Annotated in this window: 15 protein-coding genes and 4 pseudogenes; 9 read left to right on the top strand and 10 right to left on the bottom strand. The window is 71.7% G+C overall.

From position 1 onward, the window contains the following. Nucleotides 1–10: 10 nt before the first annotated feature. Together ACFY4A_RS31250 and ACFY4A_RS31245 are read left to right on the top strand one after the other, a co-directional pair. On the top strand, nt 11–739 hold the full coding sequence (locus ACFY4A_RS31250) for a response regulator transcription factor (protein ID WP_390832680.1): 729 nt from the start codon (nt 11–13) through the stop codon (nt 737–739). Then, entirely contained in the window at nt 740–2,224 is a 1,485-nt protein-coding gene (locus ACFY4A_RS31245) for an ATP-binding protein (protein ID WP_390832679.1), read from the top strand. Between the two features lie 241 nt (nt 2,225–2,465). Here ACFY4A_RS31245 and ACFY4A_RS31240 read toward each other — a convergent pair whose 3' ends face one another. The 3 genes from ACFY4A_RS31240 to ACFY4A_RS31230 all read right to left on the bottom strand — a co-directional run bounded on the left by ACFY4A_RS31240 (nt 2,466) and on the right by ACFY4A_RS31230 (nt 5,257). Next, nucleotides 2,466–4,277 (bottom strand): phosphatidylglycerol lysyltransferase domain-containing protein, encoded by a 1,812-nt coding sequence (locus tag ACFY4A_RS31240; protein WP_390832678.1) that lies wholly within the window; start codon nt 4,275–4,277, stop codon nt 2,466–2,468. A gap of 225 nt (nt 4,278–4,502) precedes the next feature. After that, entirely contained in the window at nt 4,503–4,850 is a 348-nt protein-coding gene (locus tag ACFY4A_RS31235; RefSeq protein ID WP_390832677.1) for a hypothetical protein, read from the bottom strand. A gap of 74 nt (nt 4,851–4,924) precedes the next feature. Further along, nucleotides 4,925–5,257, bottom strand: coding sequence for a CU044_2847 family protein (locus tag ACFY4A_RS31230; protein ID WP_390832676.1), 333 nt, complete (start codon nt 5,255–5,257; stop codon nt 4,925–4,927). Between the two features lie 144 nt (nt 5,258–5,401). Here ACFY4A_RS31230 and ACFY4A_RS31225 point away from each other — a divergent pair, with 144 nt between their 5' ends. Continuing rightward, nucleotides 5,402–5,617: a hypothetical protein gene (locus tag ACFY4A_RS31225; protein ID WP_390832675.1), complete on the top strand. Its 216-nt coding sequence runs from the start codon at nt 5,402–5,404 to the stop codon at nt 5,615–5,617. After that, nucleotides 5,614–7,524, top strand: coding sequence for an aKG-HExxH-type peptide beta-hydroxylase (locus ACFY4A_RS31220; RefSeq protein ID WP_390832674.1), 1,911 nt, complete (start codon nt 5,614–5,616; stop codon nt 7,522–7,524). Before ACFY4A_RS31225 ends, ACFY4A_RS31220 begins: the two co-directional genes overlap by 4 nt. On the opposite strand, the gene fxsT is transcribed toward ACFY4A_RS31220, so the two are convergent. From fxsT to ACFY4A_RS31200, 4 genes are read right to left on the bottom strand one after another with little or no spacing between them, the layout of a single operon-like run. Then, complete coding sequence (fxsT, locus tag ACFY4A_RS31215) at nt 7,521–12,506, bottom strand: FxSxx-COOH system tetratricopeptide repeat protein (protein WP_390832673.1); 4,986 nt, start codon at nt 12,504–12,506, stop codon at nt 7,521–7,523. The two genes, ACFY4A_RS31220 and fxsT, sit on opposite strands and share 4 nt — an antisense overlap. Next, nucleotides 12,503–13,768, bottom strand: coding sequence for an AAA family ATPase (locus ACFY4A_RS31210; protein WP_390832672.1), 1,266 nt, complete (start codon nt 13,766–13,768; stop codon nt 12,503–12,505). The genes fxsT and ACFY4A_RS31210 overlap by 4 nt, the downstream gene beginning before the upstream one ends. Nucleotides 13,769–13,774: 6 nt before the next feature. Beyond that, the gene (locus ACFY4A_RS31205; RefSeq protein WP_390832671.1) at nt 13,775–15,424 is read right to left on the bottom strand and encodes a hypothetical protein; all 1,650 of its coding nucleotides are present in this window, start codon (nt 15,422–15,424) and stop codon (nt 13,775–13,777) included. Next, entirely contained in the window at nt 15,421–16,356 is a 936-nt protein-coding gene (locus ACFY4A_RS31200) for a trypsin-like peptidase domain-containing protein (RefSeq protein WP_390832711.1), read from the bottom strand. The genes ACFY4A_RS31205 and ACFY4A_RS31200 overlap by 4 nt, the downstream gene beginning before the upstream one ends. A gap of 468 nt (nt 16,357–16,824) precedes the next feature. On the opposite strand from ACFY4A_RS31200, the gene ACFY4A_RS31195 reads away from it, so the two are divergent. Beyond that, a complete protein-coding gene (locus ACFY4A_RS31195) occupies nt 16,825–17,028 on the top strand; it encodes a cold-shock protein (RefSeq protein WP_252425628.1) in 204 nt (67 codons plus the stop codon). Between the two features lie 87 nt (nt 17,029–17,115). Beyond that, the gene (locus tag ACFY4A_RS31190) at nt 17,116–18,939 is read left to right on the top strand and encodes a DEAD/DEAH box helicase (protein ID WP_390832670.1); all 1,824 of its coding nucleotides are present in this window, start codon (nt 17,116–17,118) and stop codon (nt 18,937–18,939) included. A 100-nt stretch (nt 18,940–19,039) separates the two neighbouring features. Here ACFY4A_RS31190 and ACFY4A_RS31185 read toward each other — a convergent pair. Both ACFY4A_RS31185 and ACFY4A_RS31180 read right to left on the bottom strand, forming a co-directional pair. Next, a pseudogene (locus ACFY4A_RS31185) lies at nt 19,040–19,171 on the bottom strand (phosphotyrosine protein phosphatase); the annotation flags it as partial. A gap of 115 nt (nt 19,172–19,286) precedes the next feature. Next, complete coding sequence (locus tag ACFY4A_RS31180; RefSeq protein ID WP_390832669.1) at nt 19,287–19,661, bottom strand: ArsR/SmtB family transcription factor; 375 nt, start codon at nt 19,659–19,661, stop codon at nt 19,287–19,289. 373 nt (nt 19,662–20,034) lie between these two features. On the opposite strand from ACFY4A_RS31180, the pseudogene ACFY4A_RS31175 reads away from it, so the two are divergent. After that, nucleotides 20,035–20,858: pseudogene (locus ACFY4A_RS31175) on the top strand (metallophosphoesterase); the annotation flags it as partial. A 212-nt stretch (nt 20,859–21,070) separates the two neighbouring features. On the opposite strand, the pseudogene ACFY4A_RS31170 reads toward ACFY4A_RS31175, so the two are convergent. After that, nucleotides 21,071–21,364, bottom strand: a pseudogene (locus ACFY4A_RS31170) (tyrosine-type recombinase/integrase); the annotation flags it as partial. A 531-nt stretch (nt 21,365–21,895) separates the two neighbouring features. Between ACFY4A_RS31170 and katG the strand changes: the two are divergent. Together katG and ACFY4A_RS31160 are read left to right on the top strand one after the other, a co-directional pair. Then, complete coding sequence (gene katG / locus ACFY4A_RS31165; protein ID WP_390832668.1) at nt 21,896–24,088, top strand: catalase/peroxidase HPI; 2,193 nt, start codon at nt 21,896–21,898, stop codon at nt 24,086–24,088. Between the two features lie 77 nt (nt 24,089–24,165). Beyond that, nucleotides 24,166–24,722, top strand: a pseudogene (locus ACFY4A_RS31160) (IS5 family transposase); the annotation flags it as partial. Between the last annotated feature and the right edge of the window lie 10 nt (nt 24,723–24,732).

Genomic DNA, 24,732 nt, shown 5'->3' with positions numbered 1-24,732 from the left:
GACTGGACGGGTGCCTCAGACTGTGCTCCTCGCCGAAGACGACCGTGCCATCCGTCACGCCCTGGAGCGTGCCCTGACACTGGAGGGGTACGACGTGACGGCGGTCGCCGACGGCGTCGAGGCACTCGCCCACGCGCACAAGAACCCTCCGGACATCCTCCTCCTCGACGTGATGATGCCGGGCATCGACGGGCTCCAGGTCTGCCGGGTGCTGCGCGCCGAGGGCGACCGCACCCCGATCCTCATGCTCACCGCCCTGGTGGAGACCGCCGACCGGATCGCCGGCCTGGACGCCGGAGCCGACGACTACGTCGTCAAGCCGTTCGACGTCGAGGAGGTCTTCGCCCGGCTGCGCGCCCTGCTGCGCCGCACCAGCCCGGTCGGCGTCGGCGCGGGCGGCGCGGGGGACGTACCGGCGAAGGAGCCGCAGGTGCCCGAGCGGCAGATCGAGGCGGCCGGGATCCGCATGGACCTCCAGGCCCGCCGGGTGTGGCGGGGCACGCGCGAGCTGGAGCTGACCCGCACCGAGTTCGAACTCCTTGAGCTGCTCGTCCGCAACACCGGCATCGTGCTGGACCACTCCACCATCTACGACCGGATCTGGGGCTACGACTTCGGCCCCGGCTCCAAGAACCTCGCCGTCTACGTCGGCTACCTGCGCCGCAAGCTCGACGAGCCGAACGCGCCGCAGCTGATCCACACCGTCAGAGGCGTGGGCTACGTGCTCCGGGAGGACTGAGTGGGCCGCCTCGCGCGGCTGCTGGACAGACCGCGGCCCCGGCTGTCGTCGCTGCGGACCACGTTCGCGGTGTCGTTCGCCGCGGTGACCGCCGCTGTCACCGTCCTCGTCGGCATCCTGTCGTACAACTCCGCCGCCCGGCTGGTGCGGGTGGACCAGCAGTCCGTGTTCACCCAGGTCGTGCAGGACGTACGGGACGAGGTGCGGCGCTACCAGCTGATGCCTTCGGACTTCACCTCCTCGCGTCCCGGGCACGAGCTGGTCCGGCCCAGCCGCACCAACGTGCAGGTGCTCGGCGCCCACGGAGAGATCGTCGACCACGGCACACCGCCGCTGCCCGTGACCGCCGAGGACAGGTCCGTCGCGGCCGCCGCGAAGGCCGGCCGGGCCGTCGAGTACAAGGACGTCCTCGTAGGGGGCGACGTGTACCGGATCGCGACCGTCGCCCTGGGCAGCGGCCACGGCGCCGTGCAGGTCGCCCAGGAGTTCAGCGACACCGAGGACCTGCTGCGCGCGCTCCAGCAGCGCACTCTGATCCTGATGGGGGCGGTGGTGATCGCGGCCGGTCTGTGCGGCTGGTGGCTGGCCCGCCGCATCACACGCCGGCTGGTGATCCTCACCTCCGCCGCCGAGGGCGTCGCCCGCACCCGGCGGCTCGGCATCGAGGTGCCCGTCACCGGCTACGACGAGGTGGGCCGCCTCGGCCGCTCCTTCGACCGCATGCTGGGCCGGCTCGCCCAGTCCGAGGAAGACCAGCGCCGCCTGGTCCAGGACGCGGGCCACGAACTGCGGACGCCGCTGACCTCCCTGCGCACGAACATCTCCCTGCTGCGTCGCATCGACGAACTGCCGTCCGCCACCCGCGAGGAACTGGTCGCCGACCTGACCCAGGAGGCCCGCGAGCTGACCGACCTGGTCAACGAGCTGGTCGACCTCGCGGCCGGGCAGTCCGACACCGAGCCCGTGCAGCGGGTCGACGTCGCCGACATCGCCGAGGACGTCGCGGGACTGGCGCGCCGGCGCAGCGGACGCGACATCGTGGTCCGCTCCAGCGGCGACACCACGATCCAGGGCCGGCCGGGCATGCTCCAGCGGGCCATCTCCAACCTCGTGGAGAACGCCACCAAGTTCGACCGCGAAGGCAAGGCGCCCATCGAGATCGCCGTCGCCGGGCCCGCCCGGCCGGGCATGGTCCGCGTCGAGGTCCTCGACCGGGGGCCCGGCATCGCCGCGGGCGACCTGATACGCGTCTTCGACCGCTTCTACCGCGCCGCGGACGCCCGCTCTCTGCCCGGTTCCGGCCTCGGTCTGTCCATCGTCCGAGAGGTGGCCCTGGCCCATGGCGGCGCGCCGTTCGCATTCCGCCGCGAGGGCGGCGGATCGGTGATCGGGTTCACGGCGGGCGCGGAACGGGACCACCACGACACGGGCGGAACGGCGACCGGGCCCCACGGTCCGGGCCGGGACCCGGGTCGCGGCACCTGAGGCGGGACACCGCCCGGGGCCGGGACGGTGACGGGAGCCGCCGCCTGGTGCTGTGACCGGAAGGGTTCACCGGCTCGCGACGCCCGGCACGGCACCTCGCCGCGTTGTCGCATCACCCGAGTACGTCCAGTACGCGGGCGGCGCTCCGCCTTGCGATGCTCCCCCACTGCCTGAAGGGCCTGGGAGGTGCCCCCGGCACCGGACGCCGCGAGCTTCCCGGCAAATCTTCCCGGTCACAGCATTAGGAAGGCGCGTCGGCGTACTCCGCGGCCGGCCGGGACTCCTTGCGGCGGGTGAGGGAGGGCAGCGCGGGTGGGGTGAGGAAGCCCTCGGCGCGGGCGCTGGCGATGCCGATGCGGGGGATGTCGCTGCTCTTGGCGAACAGCAGGAAGCGGGGCTCCCAGACCGGCCGGTACTTGGCGTTGGCGCGGTACAGCGACTCGATCTGCCACCAGCGGGAGAAGAAGGTGAGCACCGAGCGCCACAGCCGCAGCACCGGCCCGGCGCCGAGCCGTGCCCCGCGTTCGAAGACCGAGCGGAACATGGCGAAGTTCAGCGACACCCGCCGCACCCCGATCTCCCCCGCGCGCAGCAGCAGTTCGACCACCATGAACTCCATCAGGCCGTTCTCGCCGTCGCGGTCGCGGCGCATCAGGTCCAGCGACAGCCCGTGCTCCCCCCACGGGACGAAACTCAGCAGTGCCCGCGGCACCCCGTCGGCGTCCCGGCACTCCAGCATCACGCAGCGGCCGTCGGCCGGATCGCCCAGCCGTCCCAGCGCCATGGAGAAGCCGCGTTCGGTGGCGCCGTCGCGCCAGCGGTCGGCGCGCTCGACCAGCAGCGCCATCTCGTCGTCGGGGATGTCCTCGTGCCGGCGGACGCACACGGTGTAGCCGGCCCGGCGGACCCGGTTGTGGGCCTGCCGTACGACGCGCATGGCACGCCCCTCGAGACCGAAGTCGGCGACGTCGACGACGGCCTCGTCGCCCAGTTCGAGGGCGTCCAGGCCGTGCCGGGCGTAGATCGTGCCGGCCTCCTCGCTCGCGCCCATCACGGCGGGCGTCCAGGCGTGCCGGCGGGCCTCGGCCAGCCAGGCGTCGATGGCGCCGGGCCACGCCTCCGGGTCGCCGATGGGATCGCCGGAGGCGAGGCTGACCCCGCCGACGACGCGGTAGGCGACGGCGGCCTTGCCGGTGGGGGAGAAGATCGCGGCCTTGTCGCGGCGGAGCGCGAAGTAGCCGAGGGAGTCCCGCTCGCCGTGCCTGCCGAGCAGTTCGCGCAGCCGCTTCTCGTCCTCCTCCCCGAGCAGGGCGCGGCCGCGGGGGGAGCGGAAGCAGGCGTACAGGACGAGGAGGAAGGTCGCCGCCATCGAGACGTTGATGGCGATGTCGACCCAGTGGGGTACGTGCACGGCCGGGACGCGGTCGGCGAGCGGGCCGACGCTGACGCCGCGCAGCAGGACGTAGACGATCCTCTCGGCCAGGGAGGCGCCGCCGTGCGCCCTGTTGGTGGCGTCCACCAGCAAGGTGCCGAGGCCCGCGCTGACGAGGACGCCGCCGGCGCCGACGGCGAGGGCGAGTCTCGGGTTGGAGCGGTCGCCGACGGCGTGGAACTCGCGCCGGCCGATCAGCAGCGCGGTCACGAAGAGGCCGGTGAGCGCGGCGGAGACCCAGTTGAAGACGTGGTCGTGGAACCGGTCCTGGGTCAGCGCGAGGACGTAGAGGGCGAACAGGGGCCCGGCGAGCAGCAGGTTGAACGCCCAGGCGGCGCGTTTGCGGCGCCGCATCACCACGGCCAGGAACAGCGCGAGCACCGCCGAGACCAGGCCGGCGGTGGCCAGGTACGGCGTGAAGAAGTCACCGCCGTTGTGCTCGTGGACCTCCTCGCGGAACGGCAGGGAGAGCACCGCGACGATGTTGAGCACCGCGAGCAGCCGCAGATACCACACGGTGGCCGCCGCGGCCCGCGCCCGTAGCCGGAGGCCCGGCGAGGGACGTGCGGATGCGTCGGCGTCACGCTGGACGGGGATGAGGAGCGACTGCTGTGCGGGCATGGGTGACACGTCACCTCGGAGCGGGCCGGGGAAGCCGGCGGGGACGGAATCGGCGGGACGAACGGGGACAGCCGGACGGGCGAGCGGTCGTACGTCCAATGGCGATGGCGTCGACCCTACGGTCTGTAGGGTAACGGGGCCGCGTCGGATCCTTGGCCGCCGTGCGTCCGGAAAAGGTAAGGAAAGGGAACGAAGACGCGAGGCGGGACGGGGCTGGGCCCGGTCCTACTCGGTGGGAAGCGAGGCGGGCGCGCGCCGGCCTTCGGCGGGAGCGGGGCACGGGCCGCCGCCCGCGGCCGGGCGTCTGCGGGACGCCGTCAGCAGCCAGGCCAGGTTGCCCACCGCCGCGCCGGCCGCCACCGTGGCGACGATCACCCCGGCCGTGGCGAAACCGGCCCGGAACAGCCGCGGCCGCGGGTTGAGGCTGTGCAGCCCGAAGCCGCACAGCAGATAGACCCCGACCGCGGCGGCGGTGAGGCTGACGACGAGCAGGACGACGGTCGGCCCGAGCCCGCCCTGCGCGTTCTCCCCGGGCGAAGCACCGGGCCGCCCCGTACCGCGTGCTTCCTGCATGGGTCCCCCGTCGGTGGTTGAATGGCGAGCCGACCCCCTACAGTACGTAGGGCCGCAGCCGGAGGGAAACCGGTTCAGTCACCGGCCGTGTCCGACCGCCACGTCATCGTCACCTTCAGGTGCGCCTCCGTCTCCGACTTGGCGATGACCGCGCCCAGCTCCGCGTTGAACCGCACACCGAACTCCAGGCCGACCTCGCTGGGCCGGCTGGGCATGTCCCGCAGCCGTCGCAGCGCGGCCGCTGCCGCGTTCCGGATCCGGTCGACGCCCTCCTCGAACGACGCCGCGGCGTCGGCCACCGCGTCGCCCGGACGGGAGACCTCGACCACGCCCGGTTCGTCCTCCGCCACCTCCACGACCAGGAAACCGTCACCGTCCTGTGCCGGGAAACGCAGCAACCGCGTCATGTCCGCCCCCTCCTGATGCCTCGTCCGGTCCCGCGCCGGCCCCACGCTGTATGACCTGCGGCCGTCTTCCACTGGCGGGCCATTGCAGCCACCATGGAAGCGCACCCCGAGCCGCCAAACCACCACGTCAGGGGGAACCACGGTATGGCAGAGTCTGCGAAGGACTTCTGTTCCGACCTTGTCGATCTATCCGGGATCTCTTTGGCGGAGCTGCATACCTGCGACGATCCGGCACTGCGACGCGCGTTGAGCTGGGCGGAGATCAGGGCGAGTCTGGCATTCGGGACGCTCGACGAATCCAACAGTGAGGAAATGAGCTTCCTGCGCAGTCGCCGCCGGCCGGATCAGCAGCGGCCGTGACCACGTCGGCGTTGGACGTCCACCGGCTGTCCCGGGAGTCGCTCAGGGCCATCGCGGCGGGCAACGCGACCGAGACGGACCTGCGCCTGCTGCGTTCCGCCCAGCGCAGCCAACTCCTTCTGGTGTTGCGTGCGTTGCTGGACCACCTTGGGGAAGCGGCCCCGCCCGCCCGACATCCCGACGGCCCGCCGTCGGCGGAGGCGGCCTGGCAACTGCTGTGCACGGCTCAGCGAGAGGCCCCCGAGGCGGTCGAGTCCGTACTCGACGACCCCACCGTCATGGCCTGGGCCCTGCGGCTGCTCAGGCGCCTTGGCGGAACCGCCGCCCCGGCGACGCCCTCCCTGCCGCTGTGGGCCGACCTCGGCCAGTTCCAGGCGCTGGCCGCGGCCGCGGCACTGCGTGCCCGGATCCCCGCCGTGCTGCGCGTGCCCGCCTACCGCGGCACGGTCTGGCTGCCCGGCGCGGGCGTGGCGGGCCCGGTGGCGCGGCGCCGATGGAGCCAGGCGGAGATTCGGGTCGACCGGGACGGCGCCGTCGTACGGGGGGAAGCGGCGGACGTACGACTGCCCCGGCGGCCGTCGATGCCGGCTCCGGGCTGGCGGCCACTGCGGCTGGTCCGCGGTGCCGCGTCCGGCGAGGCCGCAGCGGGGCCGTGGCTGGACACGGTGACTCCGTACCGCGACTTCACCCGGTACCCGAAGTCCCCCAGCAGACTGGGGGAACGCCGATTACACGAGTGGGAGGAGCGCCTCGTCGGCGCCTACGCCCTGCTGGACCGGGAGCCGACGGCGGACACCCTCGCGGTGAGGTCGTTGGCGCGGGTGCTCGTGCCGCGTCCGTTCCAGTCGGCGAGGGGCGGTCTCGTGGCCAGCGCGTCCTCGGTCGATGCTTTCGGCGCGATCACGCTGTCCTTGCCGTACGACGCCACGCAGACGGCCGCCGTCCTCGTCCACGAGACCCGGCACCAGCAGTTGAACGCGGTACTCAGCCTGGTGCGGCTGATCCAGGTCGCGGACGACCGCTCGGACGGGCCGGAGCCACGGCCGCGGCTCCACTACGCGCCGTGGCGCAGTGACCCCCGACCAGTGCTGGGACTGCTCCACGGAACCTTCGCGTTCTCCGGGGTGGCGCGTTTCTGGCGGACGCACCGCCGGTATGTGACGGGTGCCGAGGCGCAGCGCGCGGACTTCGAGTTCGCCGTCCTCAGGGAGCAACTGCGCGAAGCCGCGGTGTCACTCGTGGCCGAGACCGGCCTGACCGAGGCGGGCCGGCTGTTCGTCGAGGAGGTCGCGGCGCAGATCCAGGAGTGGCAGGAGGAAGAAGTACCGGCCGTCCCGGGCCGCCTGGCCCGCGACTACTGCCTGCTGCGGCGTGCCGTGTGGCGGGCGCGGCACCTGGAGGTCGAGAACAGCGCGGCGCGGCGACTCGCCGCGGCCTGGGCGGCCGGGCAACCGACTCCGGGCCTGCCGCCCTCCACATTGTGCCCCCGTCCGGACCGGGTCCGCCTCGACAGATTCGGACCGCTGGCCAGGTACCGTCTGTCCGCGCCGGACCGGTTCGAGCGTGACCGCCGGCAGGTGGAGCGGAGTGGGGACCCCGCACGCCGCGCCGAGTACGCCGCCGTCGCGGGCGACACCGCGCACGCCGTGCTCCGCTACGCGGAGTGGACCGCACGGGAGCCGCAGAACGCGGAGGCATGGATCGGGGCCGCGCTGGCTTTGCCGGAGCACGCTCGGGGAGCCGGAGCAGCCCTGCTGCTGGAACGGCCGGAAGTGGTGGCCGCGGTCTGCCGGGCTGTCGCCACCGCCCAGGGCGGCACTCCCGACCCCCTCCACCTGGCCGCATGGCTCGGCGGTGCGGGCGCGGTCGGCAGCCGGCCCGCCCACACCATTCCGAGCGGTGTCTAGAGGGAGATCAGGTCGATGTCCGCGTTGGCCCTCAGGCCCTTCTCGGCATCGAGCGTGGCGGGGTGGGAAGGACCGAGAACGCTTCGGTAGCGCTTCAACGACTCCGCGTACTTCGCCTCGCCCTCCTCGGTCCTCCCCACCGCCTTCAGGTCGTAGCTCAGATTGAGCTGGATGGCCAGGTTCGCCGGGTGGCTCTCGCGCAGCCGCGCCGACTCCTCGGCCACGGCCTCGTCGATGGCACACGCCTCCTGGGTACGGCCGAGCGCGAAGTGGTCACTGGCCAGGTTCATTCGGGCGAGCAGCGTACGGGGGTGGTCCTGACCGAGCGTGCGCGTCAGGCCCTCGACCGCCTCCTGGTCCAGCTTCAGCGCCGCCTCGGGCTGATCGAGCAGCCTGAGCACCACCGCGAGGTTCATGGCGACCGCGTAACTGTGCGGGTGCTCCCGGCCGTAGCTGTCGACGTGCTTGTCCAGCGCCTGCTGGTTCAGGACACGCGACTCCTGGAGCTTGCCGACCTGCCGCAGGTCGGTGGCGTGGCTCACCGCCATCTGCAGGTACTGCCTGCTGCTGGTACCGAAGAGATCGCTGACCAGTGTGATGAGCTGGGACGACAGCGCATGGGCACCCTTGTGGTCGCCCTTCTTGCGGCGGGTCACGCACAGGTTCCGGCTGATCTGCGCGGTGAGCGGGTGATTCTCGCCCAGTTGCTCCCGAACCTCTTCGGTCAGCCGCTCGTAGCCGTCGAGCGATTCCTCGTACCGGCCGATCTCCTGGAGGTCGAGCAGGTAGGCGTTCTGGGTGGACAGCGTGTAGATGTGGTCCTCGCCCAGGGCCTCGATCCTGCGCTGCCAGGTGTCGTAGTCCAGTTCCCGCGCCCTCTCCGAGTCGCCGGCCAGTCGCAGACTGACCGCGTAGTTGTGCGCGGCGAGGAGGGTGGCGGGGTCGTCGGCTCCGAACTCCCGCAGGCTGGTCTCGTACACCTGCTGGTCCATCTCACGCGCCTCCCGGAAGTTCCCCCGGTTGCGGTGGTGGACGGCAAGGAAGCTCTGCGCCTGAAGCGTGTTCTCGTGCGCCTCGCCGAGGATCGTGCGGAAGCGCTCCACGAGCGAGGACTGCATGGTGTACGCGCGTTCGCGGTCGTTGCCCTGTTCGAGCAGAGCCTGGGCGATCTGCTGGTCCACGGCGAGGACCTCCTCATGGTCCTCGCCCAGGCGTTCGCGCCAGATCTTCGCGGCGCGCCTGCCCAGGGCCAGGGCGGCCGCGTGGTCGCCCCGGGCGCGCAGGAACCACACCTCGTTCAGGACCAGGCGGCGGGTCCAGGGCTCCTCGCACTCCACCGCGTTGGAGGCGTTCACATGGGTGAGAAGGCTGGAATAGCGCGGCCAGTACGTGACGCGCTCCGGATTCCTCGGGTCGGCGTGGGAGAGCAGCTGATGGGCGGCGTGCCGCATGGTCGCCTGTTCCTGCGCGTTCATCTGCTCGATCAGCACACGCTGCACCAAGCGGTGCATCTGGACCGTGTTCTGCCGGTGGTCGATCCGCGCCAGCGCGTACCGGCCGATCTCGCGGACCGCACGGCCCAGTTTGACCGGGTCGTCCAGCGCGGACTGGAGTTCCTGCGGGACGGAGATGCCGCGCACCGCGGAGAACAGGTCCCACTCGATGGGCTCGGGAGCGAAGAACGCGCAGACCTGGAGGAGCTGGAGGGCGTCGGGGCGGGTCTCGCGCAGCCGGCCGAGGGAGACGTTCCAGGCGGCCGCCACCGACAGCGGGTAGTCGCCGGGCGGCTCCGACTGCATCAGTTCGGTGAAGTTGCGCTCGTAGACCTCGAGGTACTGCTGCACCGGCATGCCGGTCTCGGCCAGCCACACCGCGGCCTGTTCCACCGCGAGCGGCAGGTCGCCGAGGGCTGCGGCGAGGTGGTCCACGGCGTCGTCGGGCAGCTGGGGGCTGCGGCGGCGCAGCAGCGCGACGCTCTCGTCGCGTGCGAACACGTCGACCTCCAGTGAGCTGGCGTCGGTGGACCACTGGAAGTTCCGGGAGGTCACGACGATGCGCCCGGGCCCGTCGTTGGGGAAGTACTTGCGGACCTCCTTGGGGTTCTCCGCGTTGTCGAACACCAGCAGCCAGTCGCGGTACGGCTCGCCCCGGCGCAGGGCGTCGAGCACCGCGGGCACCGCGCTCATTTCGGAACCCGCCTGGAGGCCCATCTGCTCGCCCAGTTCGATCAGAGACTGGACGATCTGGTTCTCCTGCTCGGACGGGATCCACCAGATGAGCCGGTAGTCCCGGCTGTGCCGGTAGACGTACTCGATGGCGATCTGCGACTTGCCGACGCCGCCCATGCCGTGCAGGGCCTCCGGCAGGACCGCGGTGACACCGCTGCTCAGCCGTTCCTGGAGTCGTTCGAGCAGCGTCTCGCGCCCCGTGAAGTTCCGGTTCCGCTGCGGTACGTTCCCCCAGATGCGGGGCGGGTCGTGCGGGCTTCGCGGGCCCGTGGCAACGGGCAGACCGGCAGTCACGGCGATGCCTCCTTGTCGTGGACGCGCGGGCGGGGACGCGGGCGCGGGGGAGGGGGTGGGGGTGGGGGAGGAGCTGGGCTGGGTGGGCGGAACGGGGGCGGACGACGGTGCCGTGGGTGAATTCCCCGCCGGTTGCGGGGCGTTCGCCGGTTGCGGGGCTTGAGGCGTTCGCGGCCCGTAATGTAGCGCGTCCGTGGGCGCAATGTTCAATTCTGATCGCATTTCTACGGATGAATACCCTGATGGCCGCTTGTGCCCTGGTGTGGGCGCCGTGTCGGCGGCGACCTTTCCGGCCTGGTGGGGGACGGCCGTGCGCTGCAGCAGCCGGCCCAGGTGGTTGGCGCGTGCGAGGTAGGGCCCGGACACCGCGCACAGCGCCGTGTACAGGTGGTTCACGAACGGACGGGTCTCGTCCGTCATCGGGGGGTCCGCCGGATCCCCTTCCGGGGCGACCAGCGCGCTCGCGCCCTCCCCCCACACCTCCTCCAGCACCGGTCCGAGATGGCGCCGGACCTCGTCCAGCGCCCGGATCGTCTCGGCCCGGCTGCCGAGGGCGAGCAGTTCCTCCCGTACGCCTTCCGCGAAGTCGAAGGACACCCGGTGGGGATCCTCGACGTCCGCCGTGTCGTCGGTGCGGCGCACCAGGCCCAGCAGCACGATCTCGGCCAGGTTCCAGAATCTCGCGCCGGGCTGGGCCTGTTGGAGCAGTCGCATCACGGGGAGGTTCAGGGGGGCCGCGGCCAGGCGCTGGGCGAGGGCGTACGCGGCCGGGGAGGCGGTGGCGCGGAAGCGGCGCACCATGGTGGCGGCCCGCCTGGCCCGCCGGACCGCGGGCGACTCGTCCGCGCCGGCCCCGGCACGCCGCGGCTCCGCGGGCCGGGGCGGGTCCGTGCGCCGTGGGTCCGCGGGCCGTGGCGTCGTCCGCTGCGATTCGGGGTGCGTCGGCTCCGCCACGATGGTGGCGAGCCGCTCCGGGACCGGGCCGATCACCGCCGAACGCAGGTCCCGGTCCGGCGCGGTCCACAGCGCGGCCAGCCCGTGCCATTCGCCGCTGCCCGCCGCGGCCACCAGCCGGGCCCAGCGGCTCAGCGACTTCGGCCGCAACTCGACGACGGGGACCGGGATCGCGGTCCCCAGCCCAGGGTGGGGCGCGAATTCCGGCTCGGGGCCCAGCGGGTCCGCGTGCGGGTGCTTCCACTCCGCGTCGTAGGAGCGGTTGGGCGCCGCGGGGGCGGACGCCCGCAGCCGGGTCCGGGTGACGGTGGGCAGCGTCAGGTCCCACAGGTGCTGGGGCAGCAGGCTCAGTACGGCGACGGGGGAGTGCCGGCCCAGCCGGTGCAGCAGCGCGGCCGCCCGGCCGGTGCGCCAGGCGCTGTGGCCGCCGTCGGTGACCGCCAGCAGCAACTGCCGGTCACCCGACCCGAGTTCGGCCGCCGCGAGGCCCGCCGTCGCCGCGTCGCCGTCGTCCGGGTCCCAGCGGAGGCGCCGTACGGTGCGGAAGGCCGCCGTCTGCTCCATCAGCTCGGCGATCTGCCGTGCCGTGTGCGACCACATGGCCATCGAGGGACTGTCGTCCACCAGCAGCAGCAGGTCCAGCCGCCGCTCCGGGACCGGCCGGCAGACCGGTGTCCACACCCCGGCCAGCGCCGCCTGCTCGGCGGTCGCCTCCTCGTCCAGCTCCAGCTCGTGCGGCGAGGCGATGAACAGGCGCAGCGGGCGCAGCGATCTGCCCAGGGCCAGGGAGTCGGCCAGCCGGGTGGACGTGGGCCAGCCGGCCTGGCCGGTGGACCACGCGTCCGCGTGCGGTGCGGGGCGCGTTCGCAGACCGGCCGGCCTCGCCGCGGGGAGCGCGGCGAAGAGCGGGCGGGCCGCGTCCGCCAGGGTGGTCAGCCCCTCCTCCAGGAGGAGGAGTTCGTCTTCGGATGCGAGACCGTCGTCCTGCGCCTCGGAGGTCCGGGAGTCGTCGTCGGGTGTGCGGGAGTCGCCGTGGGGGGTCCGGGAGTCGTCGTCGGGTGTGCGGGAGTCGCCGTCGGGGGTCCGGGAAGCGTCGTCGGGCGTCCGGGAGTCGCCCGGAGCCGGGGTTTCGCCGGCCGGGTGACGGTCGCCCGTGGCGTCCTCGGGGCCCGGGGGCGTGCCGTCCTGGTCCTCGGGCGCGGCGGACCTGCCGGCCGGGTCGCCGCCGGGGTCCCCGGGCGGCCGGGGCTCGCCGGGCCCGGGGGAGTCGTGACGGTCCCGCGGCGCCGGCCGGTCCCCCGGACGGTTCTCCCGGCGTAACCGCTCGCCGCGCTCCCGGGCCTCGCGGCCGGGCACGTCGAACAGCGGCACGGCCGCGTCCTGACAGGCCGCCAGGTACAGCGCGTCGGCCAGTTCCGTCCAGGTCGGCAGCTCCCGGTCCAGGGCAGCCCGGGTTCCCCCCTCCGGCCGGTCGGGTGAGGCGGGGGTTCCGGGGGACGCCGTCATCCGGCCCTCGATTCCGCCCCCGCTCCGTCGAGCCGGTGCCACAGCGCGTCAACGAGGTGCTCAAGCGACTCCTCGTCCTCACCGGGGAAACGGCCGGAGGTGGCCAGGAACACGGCGTTGAGCAGCTGGTCCACGGCGAGGCCGCCCCGCTCCCGGCTGTTGCGCAGGAACCGGTCGACCAGCTCGTCCGCCCGGGCGGAGTTCGCCGACCCCTGCGCCGCCTCCCTCAGATGGGCCGTGATCATGTCGACCAGCTGCGAGCGGTCCGGGTCCGGCATCCGAAGCCGCAGACAGCGGCGGAGGAAGGCCGGCGGGAACTCGCGCTCGCCGTTGGAGGTGATCACCACGATCGGGAAGGCCCGGCACTTGACGACGCCGTCGACGATCTCGGCGCTGCGGTGCGGATCGTCGGTCATCACCGTCACCCTGGGGTGCAGACGCCGGGCCCGGACCAGTTCGGTGATGGGGTACTGGCCTTCCTCGAACACGCCGAGCAGGTCGTTGGCCAGGTCCTGGTCGCTCTTGTCCAGCTCGTCGATCAAGAGCACCCGGGGCAGCTCGTAGGGCAGCAACGCGGTTCCGAGCGGGCCGAGTTGGAGGTAGTCACCGATCCCGGGAAGGGCGTCCTCGCCCGATGTGCGGCCCTGCGGACCGCCGTCGCCCGCGCCGCCCGTGCCGGTCGCGCCGTCCGCGTCGTACGGCCGGTGCGCGGCGCGTAACGCCGCCGAGTCCTGGACCCGGCCGATCGCGTCGTACTCGTAGAGCCCGGAGCGCAGCGTGGTGCGGCTGGTGATGTGCCAGCGCAGCACGCGGCCCAGCTTCAGCTCCCGGCTGATGCGGTAGGCGAGGGACGACTTCCCCGTCCCGGGGCGACCGGTGACGAGGAGCGGCCGGCGCAGCAGCAGGGCCGCGTTGACCATGTCGGCCTCGCGCCTGAGCTGGTCGGAGCCGGTGGACAACGCCGAGACGCGGCCCAGCCGGCGCTCGATCTCCTCGTCGTCCGCCGGGGGCGGGTCGACCACGGGGCCGCCGGTGAACCGGCGCCAGGGCGGCGGGGGTGGCAGGAGCTCGTCGAGGCCGGTGTCGTACAGGGGCTGCCCCGTACCGCGGTAGATCCACCACCGCTGGTCGGAGGCGCCCCGGCCCCCACCGTCGGGTACGGGGCCCGCGGTGCCGTTCGCGTACGGCCGCGGTGCCGGACCGCCCGTCACCCGGTCGCCGTTCGGACGCGTCCCCCCGGATGCGCCGTCCTCGGGAAGCATCTCGTCCTACCCTCCCCCCTGCGCGGATGAATCCGCCGCGTCTGACCGACCGCCCGGTAGGCGGTACGGGTCGTCCCAGAGCAAAGCTGCGTGGCGACCGAGCGTAGAGGAGCCGCCCCCAGCAGGATCCTCGCCCCCGGCCTCTATGCGCAACGACCTGAGAGCGTCGGGGAGTCGATGAATGCCCTTGCGTGAGGTGAGTTCCTGCAATTCGTCACGAAAGGCTGGATCGACTCCCCCGCGCCGGTCCCAGACGACGATCGGCACACCCGCCCGCAGGGACTCACCCAGCTCATCGACCCCGGGGCTCCCGTCGCCGCCGCCCCCGGGCGGATCGCTGAGGACCACCATCACCGGCTGCGGCTCGGTGAGCAGATGGGCGCGGCCCTCGTCGGGGAACCAGTGGACGGGTCCTCCGCAGGCGGTCACCAGGGCGTCCCAGCGTTTGGCCCAGCGTCCATGCGTGTCCGCGCGCTCCATCCTTTCGAGGCTGCGCAGGACCACTGGGTGGTCCTCCCCGAGCGCGCCGTCCGCGCCGTGGAAGCCCTGTTTCGCCCATCTCTCGACCGGCAGGTCCAACAGGTCCCTCGGCAGCAGGAACTCCAGGGTCAGGTCCTCCTTCCAGAAGTAGGCCCAGCCCGTCTCCGCCTCCTCCACCAGCGTCTTCACCCGCTCGGGCAGATCGGCCAGATCGACGCGCACGTCCCCGCCGCGCACCGGGTAGGGCTCCGGGCCGTCGATCTGCCACCAGTACGACAGGAGCCGCTCCCCGCTGTGGTCGGGGTCGGGCAGGGGGCGCAGCCGGATCAGCAGGCAGGCGCCGGGCGCCCAGACGGCGTCCGCGGCGTCGTCCTCCGGCAGCGGGACGGAGGCGGCGGCCGTCACGCCGGCGGGGCGGGTGGTCACGTCCGTGGCCACGGGGGCGCTGCCGGCTGCGGAGGCCAGCAGATGGCCGCCGGCCCGGGCGGCGACGGGCACCGCGGCGGCGCTCGCCCTGGCCGCGGCGGTGGATGCGGCCGTGGTCTGCGCGGTGGCCGCGGCCGGGTGCGCGGCCGGCGCACCGGGATACATGTCGGGGCGGATCAGATGCTCCTCCACCCACTCGAACAGGTCCTGCTGCTGTTGGCCCTTGGCGTAGTGCGCGAGGTGCTCGACCAGCAGGACGCAGGGCAGCGGTTCGCCGGGGCGGGCGTTGAACGTCGCCGCGTGCAGCACCGCCGACCACGGCTCCGCGCAGTGGACCGGCAGCGGATCGGGGCGCCCCAGGGCCTCCCGGAAGATGCCCGGGACGTCCAGCACCTCCAGGCCGCTGAGCAGGGACATCAGCCGTTCCCAGCTCTGCGGCGGGAAGAGCGGCACCTCCGCGAGCGCGATGGCGGTGCGCACCCGGGCCATGTGCCGGGTCTCGCCCTCCAGCGTCGAGACCACGCTGCCCAGCACCTGGATGCCGTCCGGATACGGCATCACCTCCCTGAGCAGGAACAGCAGCGAGAACCGCCGGCGGCCGCTGTCGGGCAGGGCGATCGTGACTCCCAGCGCGCGTCCCACCTGGCGGGCGCACTCCTGCAACAGCCCGGACTCCTCGAAGCACGGGACGGCGTCCAGCGCGTCGAGCAGCACTTTCGGCGGCCCCCAGGCCTTCTGGGCGAGCGTCATGGAGCCTCGCCCCCCGTGGTGGTGGGCCACAGTTCGTCGATGAGGTCCAGCACGGCACCCGCGGGCTCCGACTCGTCGTCCAGCAGCCGCAGGGCGTCGATCAGGGCCTGCCTGCCGTCGTGGTGGTCGGCGCAGGCCTGGACGACGTAGAAGAGCTGGAGCCGGGGGCGGGGGCTGGTGCGGATGGCGCGCCGGATGCGGGCCGGCAGCAGGCGGCGCAGCGCCGCCGCGTCGTCGTCCTCGACCTGAGGAACGTTCAGCAGGGCGTCGGCCAGGGCGAACTGGCTCTTGTCGGACGGCGGTTCGGGGGGCCGTCGTGGTGCGGGCGGCCGGGGCGGCACGAGGGCCGGGGCGAGCGCCGGCCACAGGCGGGCCGCCGACTCCAGCGGGAGCATCCAGGCCACCTTGGCCTGCCGGTCGGTGTAGGCGGCGGTGACCAGCCCGACGACCCGCCGCGCCGCCGGATCCCACACGCCGGCTCCGCTGAACCCGCGTTCCACCGGGACGCCCGTCGTGCCGAGCCCCTCCAGCTGGACCCAGTCCCGGTGCGGCCCGCCGCGCCCGGTCAGCCGGGCGGAGGACCACAGGCCGTCGGGCGCCCCGGCCGGGTGGCCGTACACGCCGACCTCGCGCCGGTCGGGTTCCCCGCACGGGCCGAGCCGCGCCGGAAGCACGTCGGCGGGCGGCGACCAGTCCGTGCTCAGGACGGCGAGATCTCCGTCCGACCCGCCGGCCAGGGGACCGGGAAACCAGCCGTCCGGCACGACGGCCGCCTCACCGGCCTCGACGTCCGGCCGCCCCGGAACGTCCACGACGACAGGCCGCCGGGGCACGCCCCCGGCCTGTCCTACGGCCGCCCCGAGGGCCGACGTCACCACGTGCGCGCAGGTCAGCACTGTGCCCGGCCGTACCAGAACCCCGGCCCCGTGCACGGATCCGCGCGCCGACAGAACGCGTACCCGTCCTGAGGGCGACGCGCCCGCCCTGTCCCCGTTGACCACTGCCACGTCCCTTCCCCCGCGTGCGGCCGTCGTACCGGACGGCACCCGCCTGTGAACCAGCGTACGAAGCGCATGCGCCCGGTACACGGGTCATGTGTATCCCGGAGCTTTACCGGTTGTGCCTCGGGCGAATCATCGGTGCACGGGCGGGCGCGCGGCGACACAAGGGGTCGCACACCCGGATCCGTCAGCGCCCTCCTGCCCCGCACCAGGCCCCGGCACCTCCACGACGCGCCTCGCCGATCCAGCACGGGCCCGCCGGACTGTGCTACGGTTTTGAGGTTGCAGTTGTGGTACCCATGAACCTATGTGCGCCTGACGGGAATGTTTCTCCTCCAGGCGCATTATTTGTTTTCCGGCATCTCCGGATGGGGCCTCTGCCTACAGAAGGAGAGAGTCATGGCACAGGGAACCGTGAAGTGGTTCAACGCCGAAAAGGGTTTCGGCTTCATTCAGCAGGACGGCGGCGGTCCCGACGTCTTCGCCCACTACTCGAACATCGCGACCCAGGGCTTCCGCGAGCTCCAGGAGGGCCAGCGGGTCACCTTCGACGTCACGCAGGGCCAGAAGGGCCCGCAGGCGGAGAACATCGTCCCCGCCTGATCGCCGGGCGCGTATCTGCTCACCGGGGTCGGCACCGACATGGTGCGGACCCCGGTTTGTGCTGTTTCGAGGAAGGCAGACCACCGCATGTCCCGCAGACCCCAGAAGCCGAACCACCGGCGCGCCGCGTCACCCCGGTCGTCCGTGCCGGTGCCGAGGGAGTTCCGGCTGCCGGAAAGTACGACACCCGCTCTTCCCGCCGTCGAGGACTTCACCGCTCTGGACATGCCCGCGGGGCTGCTGAAGACCCTCGCCGAGCAGGGCGTGACCACGCCCTTCCCCATCCAGGCCGCCACGCTCCCCAACTCCCTCGCCGGCCGTGACCTGCTGGGGCGGGGGCGCACCGGCTCCGGCAAGACCCTCGCGTTCGGGCTGGCACTTTTGGCCCGCACAGCCGGACTGCGCGCGGAGCCCAAGGCGCCCCTCGCCCTCGTGCTGGTGCCCACCCGTGAACTCGCCCAGCAGGTCGCGGACGCGCTGACCCCCTACGCGACGGCGGTGAACCTCCGGCTGGCCACCGTGGTCGGCGGGTTGTCCATCACCAAGCAGGCCGGTGCGCTCCGGCGCGGCGCCGAGGTGGTGGTGGCGACCCCCGGCAGGCTCAACGACCTCGTGGAACGCGGCGACTGCGTGCTCGACGGCGTACGCATCACGGTGCTGGACGAAGCCGACCAGATGACCGACATGGGCTTCCTGCCGCAGATCACCAAACTGATCCAGCAAGTGCGGCCCGACGGACAGCGCATGCTCTTCTCGGCCACTTTGGACCGCAATATCGACCGCCTGGTGCAGCGGTTCCTGACCGACCCGGTGGCGCATTCCGTGGACCCGTCCGCGGGAGCGGTGACCACCATGGAGCACCACGTGCTCCACATCCAGGACGAGACCGACAAGAAGGCGGTCACCACGCGCATCGCGGCCCGTGACGGCCGGGTCATCCTCTTCCTCGACACCAAGAGGTCCGCCGACCGGCTCGCCAAGCGCCTTCTCGCCGTCGGTGTCCGCGCGGCGGCGCTGCACGGCGGCCGCTCCCAGCCGCAGCGCAACCGCACCCTGGAACAGTTCAAGAACGGCCAGGTCACCGCCCTGGTGGCGACGAACGTCGCGGCCCGGGGCATACACATCGACGACCTCGACCTGGTGGTGAACGTCGATCCCCCCACCGATCACAAGGACTATCTCCACCGGGGCGGCCGCACGGCTCGCGCCGGCGGCTCCGGCAGCGTGGTCACGCTGGTCCTGCCCGACCAGAAGCGGGACGTCACCCGGCTCATGTCGGACGCGGGCATCCGCCCGCGGACGGCGAGCATCAAGTCGAGCGACGTGGAACTGGCCACCCTCACCGGAGCCCGCGAGCCTTCCGGCGTGGCCGTCACCATCGAGGTCCCCCAGCCCACGACACCGACGGCGTCCCGCCCGGACCGCGAGGCCGGCACCGGGCCCGGCAGGCGGTCCGGCCGCCGACGCCGCAACGGCGGCGGGACCGGACCGGCGACGGGCGCTGCCACCGGCACGGGCGGCCGGGAGCGCCGTGCCCCGGCGGGGGCGGCAGCGGCTGGTGCGGCTGGTGGCACCTCCGCATCCGGCGGGCGCGGTACCGCCCGCCGGGCGGGAGCCGGCGGGGCCAAGGGCGGTGCCGTCGGCACGGGCGGCCGCGGTTCCGACCGCCGTGCCGCGACCGGCTCCGCCTCCGGACAGGCAGTCCGCGGCTCCGGCCGCCGCCCGGCGGCCGGCGGAGCCACGCGCGGCTCCGCCGGCACGGGTAGCCGTGGCTCCTCCGGCACGGGCGGCCGTGGCTCCGCCGGCACGGGTAGCCGCGGCTCCTCCGGCACGGGTAGCCGCGGCTCCTCCGGCACGGGCGGCCGTGGCTCCGACCGCCGGGGCGACCGCCGCGGCTCCGCCACCCAGTAGGGCATCAGTACGGCATCGGGGACGACGTTCACGGCATCAGGGACGGCGTTCGCAGCCGCGTTTCGCAGGCTCATTGCGCCCTGGGTGCCGGTCGTCGAGGTCACGCCTCCTGCTGGGCGCCGATCTCGGCGACCAGTGCCTCGATGCGGGTCCTGATCTCGTCGCGAATGGGGCGCACGGCCGCGACGCCCTTGCCGGCCGGGTTCTCCAGGGCCCAGTCGAGGTACGTCTTGATCGAGGTACCGGTCCTGGTCGCGCTGGTGTACGTCTCGCTGGCCTGGCGGCGGAAGTTCGGCCTGCACGAAGACGCCGCGGACAGCGCCCGGCCGCCGAAATGAGGTGGAGCGTCAGGCCGTGGTCGCCGCGCCGGTGAGCAGCCGGCCCATCGCCGCCAGCACGGAGGGCTCCACCCGGTAGTACACCCAGGTGCCGCGCCGCTGGGAGGTCAGCAGGCCGGCCTCCTTCAGCTTCTTCAGGTGGTGGGAGACGGTCGGCTGGGAGACGCCCACGTCGGAGATGTCGCACACGCAGGCCTCCCCGCCCTCGTGCGAGGCGACCGCGGAGAACAGCCGCAGCCGCACCGGGTCACCCAGCGCCTTGAACATCCGGGCGGCCGTCTCGGCCTCCTCCGCGGTGAACGGACGCTCGGTGAGCGGCGGGCAGCACGGCACCACGGCGTCGGACTCGCGCTCGACCAACGGCAGCACCTCGGCGTTCGACATGCGTCTATGTTGACATACGTCGATTCCCATTGGCCCCGCCCAGGACCAGCGAAAACCCCGGGTCAGGGCCACACCAGGCAGTACGGCTGATGCCCCGCCCCGTGCAGCCGGTGGGAGAAGTCCTGCCACTCGTGCAGCGATTGGCGGCGGCAGCCCACTGACCTGGGGATACTCGGGAGAACGTGCGCTGACCAGGGAAAACTCCTCTCCGTAGTTCTCACTGGTCTACGCCGTTTCCCGGGCTCATGTGCCCTGGATGTGCCTTCGGAGTGCGTGCCGGGGGAGCCATTTGCGGTCGTCCAGTCGCTTGCGGCCCGGATGGTCGGGGCGGCGCTCGACCACTGGCAGCAGCGGCTCGGGCCCGCATCGTCACTGGGCCGTCCTCGGCGTAACCACCGTACTGCTCGCCTGGGGGTACGCCGAGGCCCGCCGCCTGCCGCGCGTACGCCGACTCGACGTGCAACTCCCGCGGCTCGGTGCCGGGCTGGACGGCACCCGCGTCGTCCTCATCACCGACACCCACTACGGCCCACTCGATCGCGCCCGCTGGTCGGCACGGGTGTGCGAGACGGTGAACGCTCTGGAAGCCGACCTGGTCTGCCACGCCGGCGACATCGCGGACGGCACGGCCGAACGCCGCCGCGCCCAGGCCGCCCCACTCGGGGCAGTGCGGGCGACCTGGTCCGTGTGTACGTCACCGGCAACCACGAGTACTACAGCGAGGCCCAGGGCTGGGTCGACCTGATGGACGAGCTGGGCTGGGAGCCGCTGCGCAACCGCCATCTGCTGCTCAAATGGGGACGCGACACCCTCGTGGTCGCCGGCGTGGATGACGTCACCGCCGAGTCCTCCGGCCTGGCAGGCCACCGCGCCCACCTCGCCGGAGCCCTGAACGGCACCGACCCCGACCTACCCGTCTTGCTCCTGGCACACCAGCCCAAATTCGTCGACCGGGCAGCAGCAGCCGGCATCGACCTCCAACTCTCCGGCCACACCCACGGCGGCCAGATCTGGCCCTTCCACCACCTGGTCCGCATCGACCAGCCCGCCCTCGCCGGCCTCAGCCACCACGGCATCCGCACCCTCCTCTACACCAGCCGCGGCACCGGCTTCTGGGGCCCGCCGTTCCGCGTCTTCGCCCCCAGCGAGATCACCCTGCTCGTACTCCGCAGCCCGCACCTGACCACCTCGCCGTAGCACTGGGGGGCCAACACATCCGCTTCGAGGTGTCCTCGAGCTGAGGGGTGCGGCGTCGACAGATGACCAAGCTCGTCTCGCCGAGGACAAGATCCGGGCCATTCCCGGGCCGACGGCTCCAATGAGCCACACCTGACCACGTTTACACAGGTCAGCGACGCTTGACGCCTCTACCACGACCAGAGGAAGAACCTGCTCGCCTCAGCATCGGATCAGGCCGCTTCCCGCAAGCCTGCATCCAAAATGCGAGCCGCCTTCGTGATGCTCCCAGGCATCAGGTGCCGGTAGGCCCGATACGTCTCCTCAATGGACTTGTGCCCCATCCATTCGGCCACGTCGGTGATCGGTATTCCGTTCCCGAGCACGTTCGAGGCGAAGTAGTGCCGGAAGCTGTACATGCCGACACCGTCCTCTGCGCGGAGGTTCTTGAAGAGCCTCTGCACACGGCGGCGCTCCATCGGCTCCGTGTAGTAGCCGCTCGGGCCGCGCAGGAGATAGCCATCCTGCACAGGTCAGCAAGCCGGACACCGTCCGGCCCGATCTGACCATTTGCTGACCCGGAGGCGACGATCAGGGTTATAACTTGCGGAAACACCCAAACGCTAGATCTTCGACTTGAGTATGATGCGCAGCATTCAGTGCTCCTAGAGGTGGCTCCCTGCCTGCTCTCTGCAGGTCAAAGGCGTGCAGTCACTCTACAAGGGCGGGCGCCGCGTGCCACGCCTTACGGCCGCCACCAGCCAGGCCCCTCCGGCAAGTCCGGGAGCTGTCGTACGCGATTCGGCTTGCGTCGGAAATCGGCACGGGAGCAGAAAGGACGACCTTGCTCTCACGTCTGTCATGCGAGGTGCTTTGCGTGTTTCATAGAGGTGTGGTCTGCGGTGCGCGACCATACGGACGCGGCACAGCACATTTTCCAGCCGGTGGGCGCCGTGGCGCGCTGATTGTGTGGGTCGACGGGCTCGACACCAACAAAGCCAACGACGTCAAGAGCGGCAACCGGCAGGCAGAACACCGAGGCAGGAAGAAGGACGGACATGTCCGGCAGTGAAAGCGAGAATCCGGCAATCCCTTCACCGACGCCCACACCGACTCGGCGGCCCAGGACGAACCGGGACTGGTGGCCGAATCAGCTGGACCTTCAGGTTCTCCACCAGCACTCGCCACGATCCAGCCCGATGGACGAGGACTTCGACTACGCGAAAGAATTCGCGACCCTCGACGTCGACGCACTGAAGCGTGACGTCTTCGAGGTGATGACGACATCCCAGGACTGGTGGCCTGCGGACTACGGTCACTACGGGCCGCTCTTCATCCGGATGAGCTGGCATGCCGCGGGAACGTACCGCATCGCGGACGGCCGCGGCGGTGGCGGAAGCGGCGCACAGCGCTTCGCCCCCCTCAACAGCTGGCCGGACAACGCGAGCCTGGACAAGGCGCGCCGTCTGCTTTGGCCGGTCAAACAGAAGTACGGCCGGAAAATCTCCTGGGCCGATCTTCTGGTCTTCGCCGGAAACTGTGCCATGGAATCCATGGGATTCAAGACGTTCGGGTTCGGTTTCGGGCGAGAGGACATCTGGGAACCCGAGGAGATCTTCTGGGGTCCCGAGGACACATGGCTCGGAGATGAGCGCTACAGCGGCGACAGGGAACTCACCGGTCCTTTCGCCGCCGTGCAGATGGGACTGATCTACGTCAATCCGGAGGGGCCCAATGGAAACCCGGACCCGATGGCTGCCGCCCGGGACATTCGGGAGACGTTCGCGCGCATGGCGATGAATGACGAGGAGACAGTCGCACTCATCGTCGGCGGCCACACCTTCGGCAAGTGTCATGGTGCGGTCGAAGCCAGTTATATCGGCCCGGAACCCGAGGCCGCCCCCATCGAGCAGCAGGGCCTCGGCTGGCGGAACACATACGGCAGCGGCACGGGCCCCCACACGCTCACCAGTGGTCTGGAGGGCGCATGGACCACCGAGCCGGCCAAGTGGGACAACGGGTACCTGGACAATCTCTACGGGTACGAGTGGGAGCTGACGAGCAGCCCTGCCGGCGCCCACCAGTGGACTCCGTCGGATCCCGCGGCCAGGAACGCCGTACGCGACGCCCATGATTCGTCGAAGCGGCACGCCCCCATGATGCTGACGACGGACCTCGCGCTGAAGGTGGACCCGGTCTACGGCCCGATCACGAAGAGGTTCCACGAAAACCCGGACGAGCTCGCGGTGGCGTTCGCCAAAGCGTGGTACAAACTGCTGCACCGCGACATGGGACCCCTCTCGCGTTACCTAGGCCCGTGGATTCCCGAGCCGCAGCTGTGGCAGGACCCCGTTCCCGACGTCGATCACGAACTGGTCGGGGACGAGGACATCGCTGCCCTCAAGAGCAGGATCCTTGCCTCGGGCCTCTCCATCGCCCAGCTGGTCACCACCGCCTGGGCATCGGCGGCAAGCTTCCGCGGCACCGACAAGCGCGGCGGAGCGAACGGGGCACGGATCCGGCTGGCGCCGCAGAAGGACTGGGAGCTCAACGACCTCCCCGAGGTGACCGAGGTGGTGCGCACGCTCGAGCGGATCCAGCAGGACTTCAACGTCTCTCAGACCGGCGGAACGCGGGTCTCCCTCGCCGACCTGATCGTCCTCGGCGGGTGCGCGGCCGTCGAGCAGGCCGCGCGGAACGCCGGGCACGACGTCACGGTGCCGTTCGCACCGGGGCGTACGGACGCCTCGCAGGAGCAGACCGACGCGGCGTCGTTCGCCGTGCTGGAGCCCAAGGCGGATGCCTTCCGCAACTACCTTCCGGCTGGCGAGAAGCTGTCGCCGGAGACCCTCATGCTGGACCGCGCCAACCTGCTGACCCTGACCGCTCCCGAGATGGCGGTGCTGATCGGCGGCATGCGGGCCCTGAACACCGGTTTCAAGGGGTCCCCCCACGGGGTCTTCACCCACCGGCCGGGAGTCTTGACCAACGACTTCTTCGTCAACCTGCTCGACATGCGCACGGAGTGGAAGGCGTCGGCTACGGAGGAGAACGTGTTCGAAGGCCGGGATCGCGCCACCGGCGAGGTCAAGTGGACCGCCACCGCCGTCGACCTGATCTTCGGTGCGCACTCCCAGCTCCGAGCCGTCTCGGAGGTCTACGCGTCCCAGGATGTGGGAGAGAAGTTCGTACGTGACTTCGTGGCAGCGTGGAACAAGGTGATGAATCTCGACCGGTTCGACCTCGCCTGAGAGGTCCTAACAAAATAGGGTATTTGCGCTACCTTGGATGTGCTGGTCCGGATCCGTCCTGGCCGGGGAGGTGCACGATGTCCCGCCCCAAGCCCTGGGAAATCGACGACGACCTGTGGGCGCTGATCGAGCCGCTGCTGCCAGTGGTCGAGCGCCGCCCCGACCATCCGGGCCGCAAGCGACTGGACGACCGCAAGGCCCTGCAGGGCATCCTGTTCGTGCTGGCAACCGACATCCAGTGGGAGTGGCTGCCGCAGGAGCTGGGCTTCGGCTCGGGCATGACCTGCTGGCGTCGGCTGCGGGACTGGAACGAGGCCGGCGTCTGGCACCGGCTGCAGGAGATCCTGCTGGCGAAGCTGCGTGGCGCGGACCAGCTGGACTTCTCTCGCGCTGCCATCGACGCCTCCCACGTGCGGGCCCTGCGGGGTGGCCCAAAACCGGCCCGAGCCCGGTCGACCGCGCCCGGCCGGGCTCGAAACACCACCTGATCACCGATGCGCGCGGAACTCCGCTCGCGGTCTCGCTCATCGGCGGCAATCGCAACGACGTCACCCAGCTCATGCCGCTGCTCAAGGCGATTCCCGCGTGTCAACGGCCAGTTCGTTCTCCCCAGAGGCGGCCAGTAATTCTCCCCACTGACGGCC

It is taken from the genome of Streptomyces sp. NPDC001292, from assembly GCF_042896465.1.
GTDB lineage: Bacteria > Actinomycetota > Actinomycetes > Streptomycetales > Streptomycetaceae > Streptomyces.
This window is presented reverse-complemented; position numbering and strand designations above follow the sequence as displayed.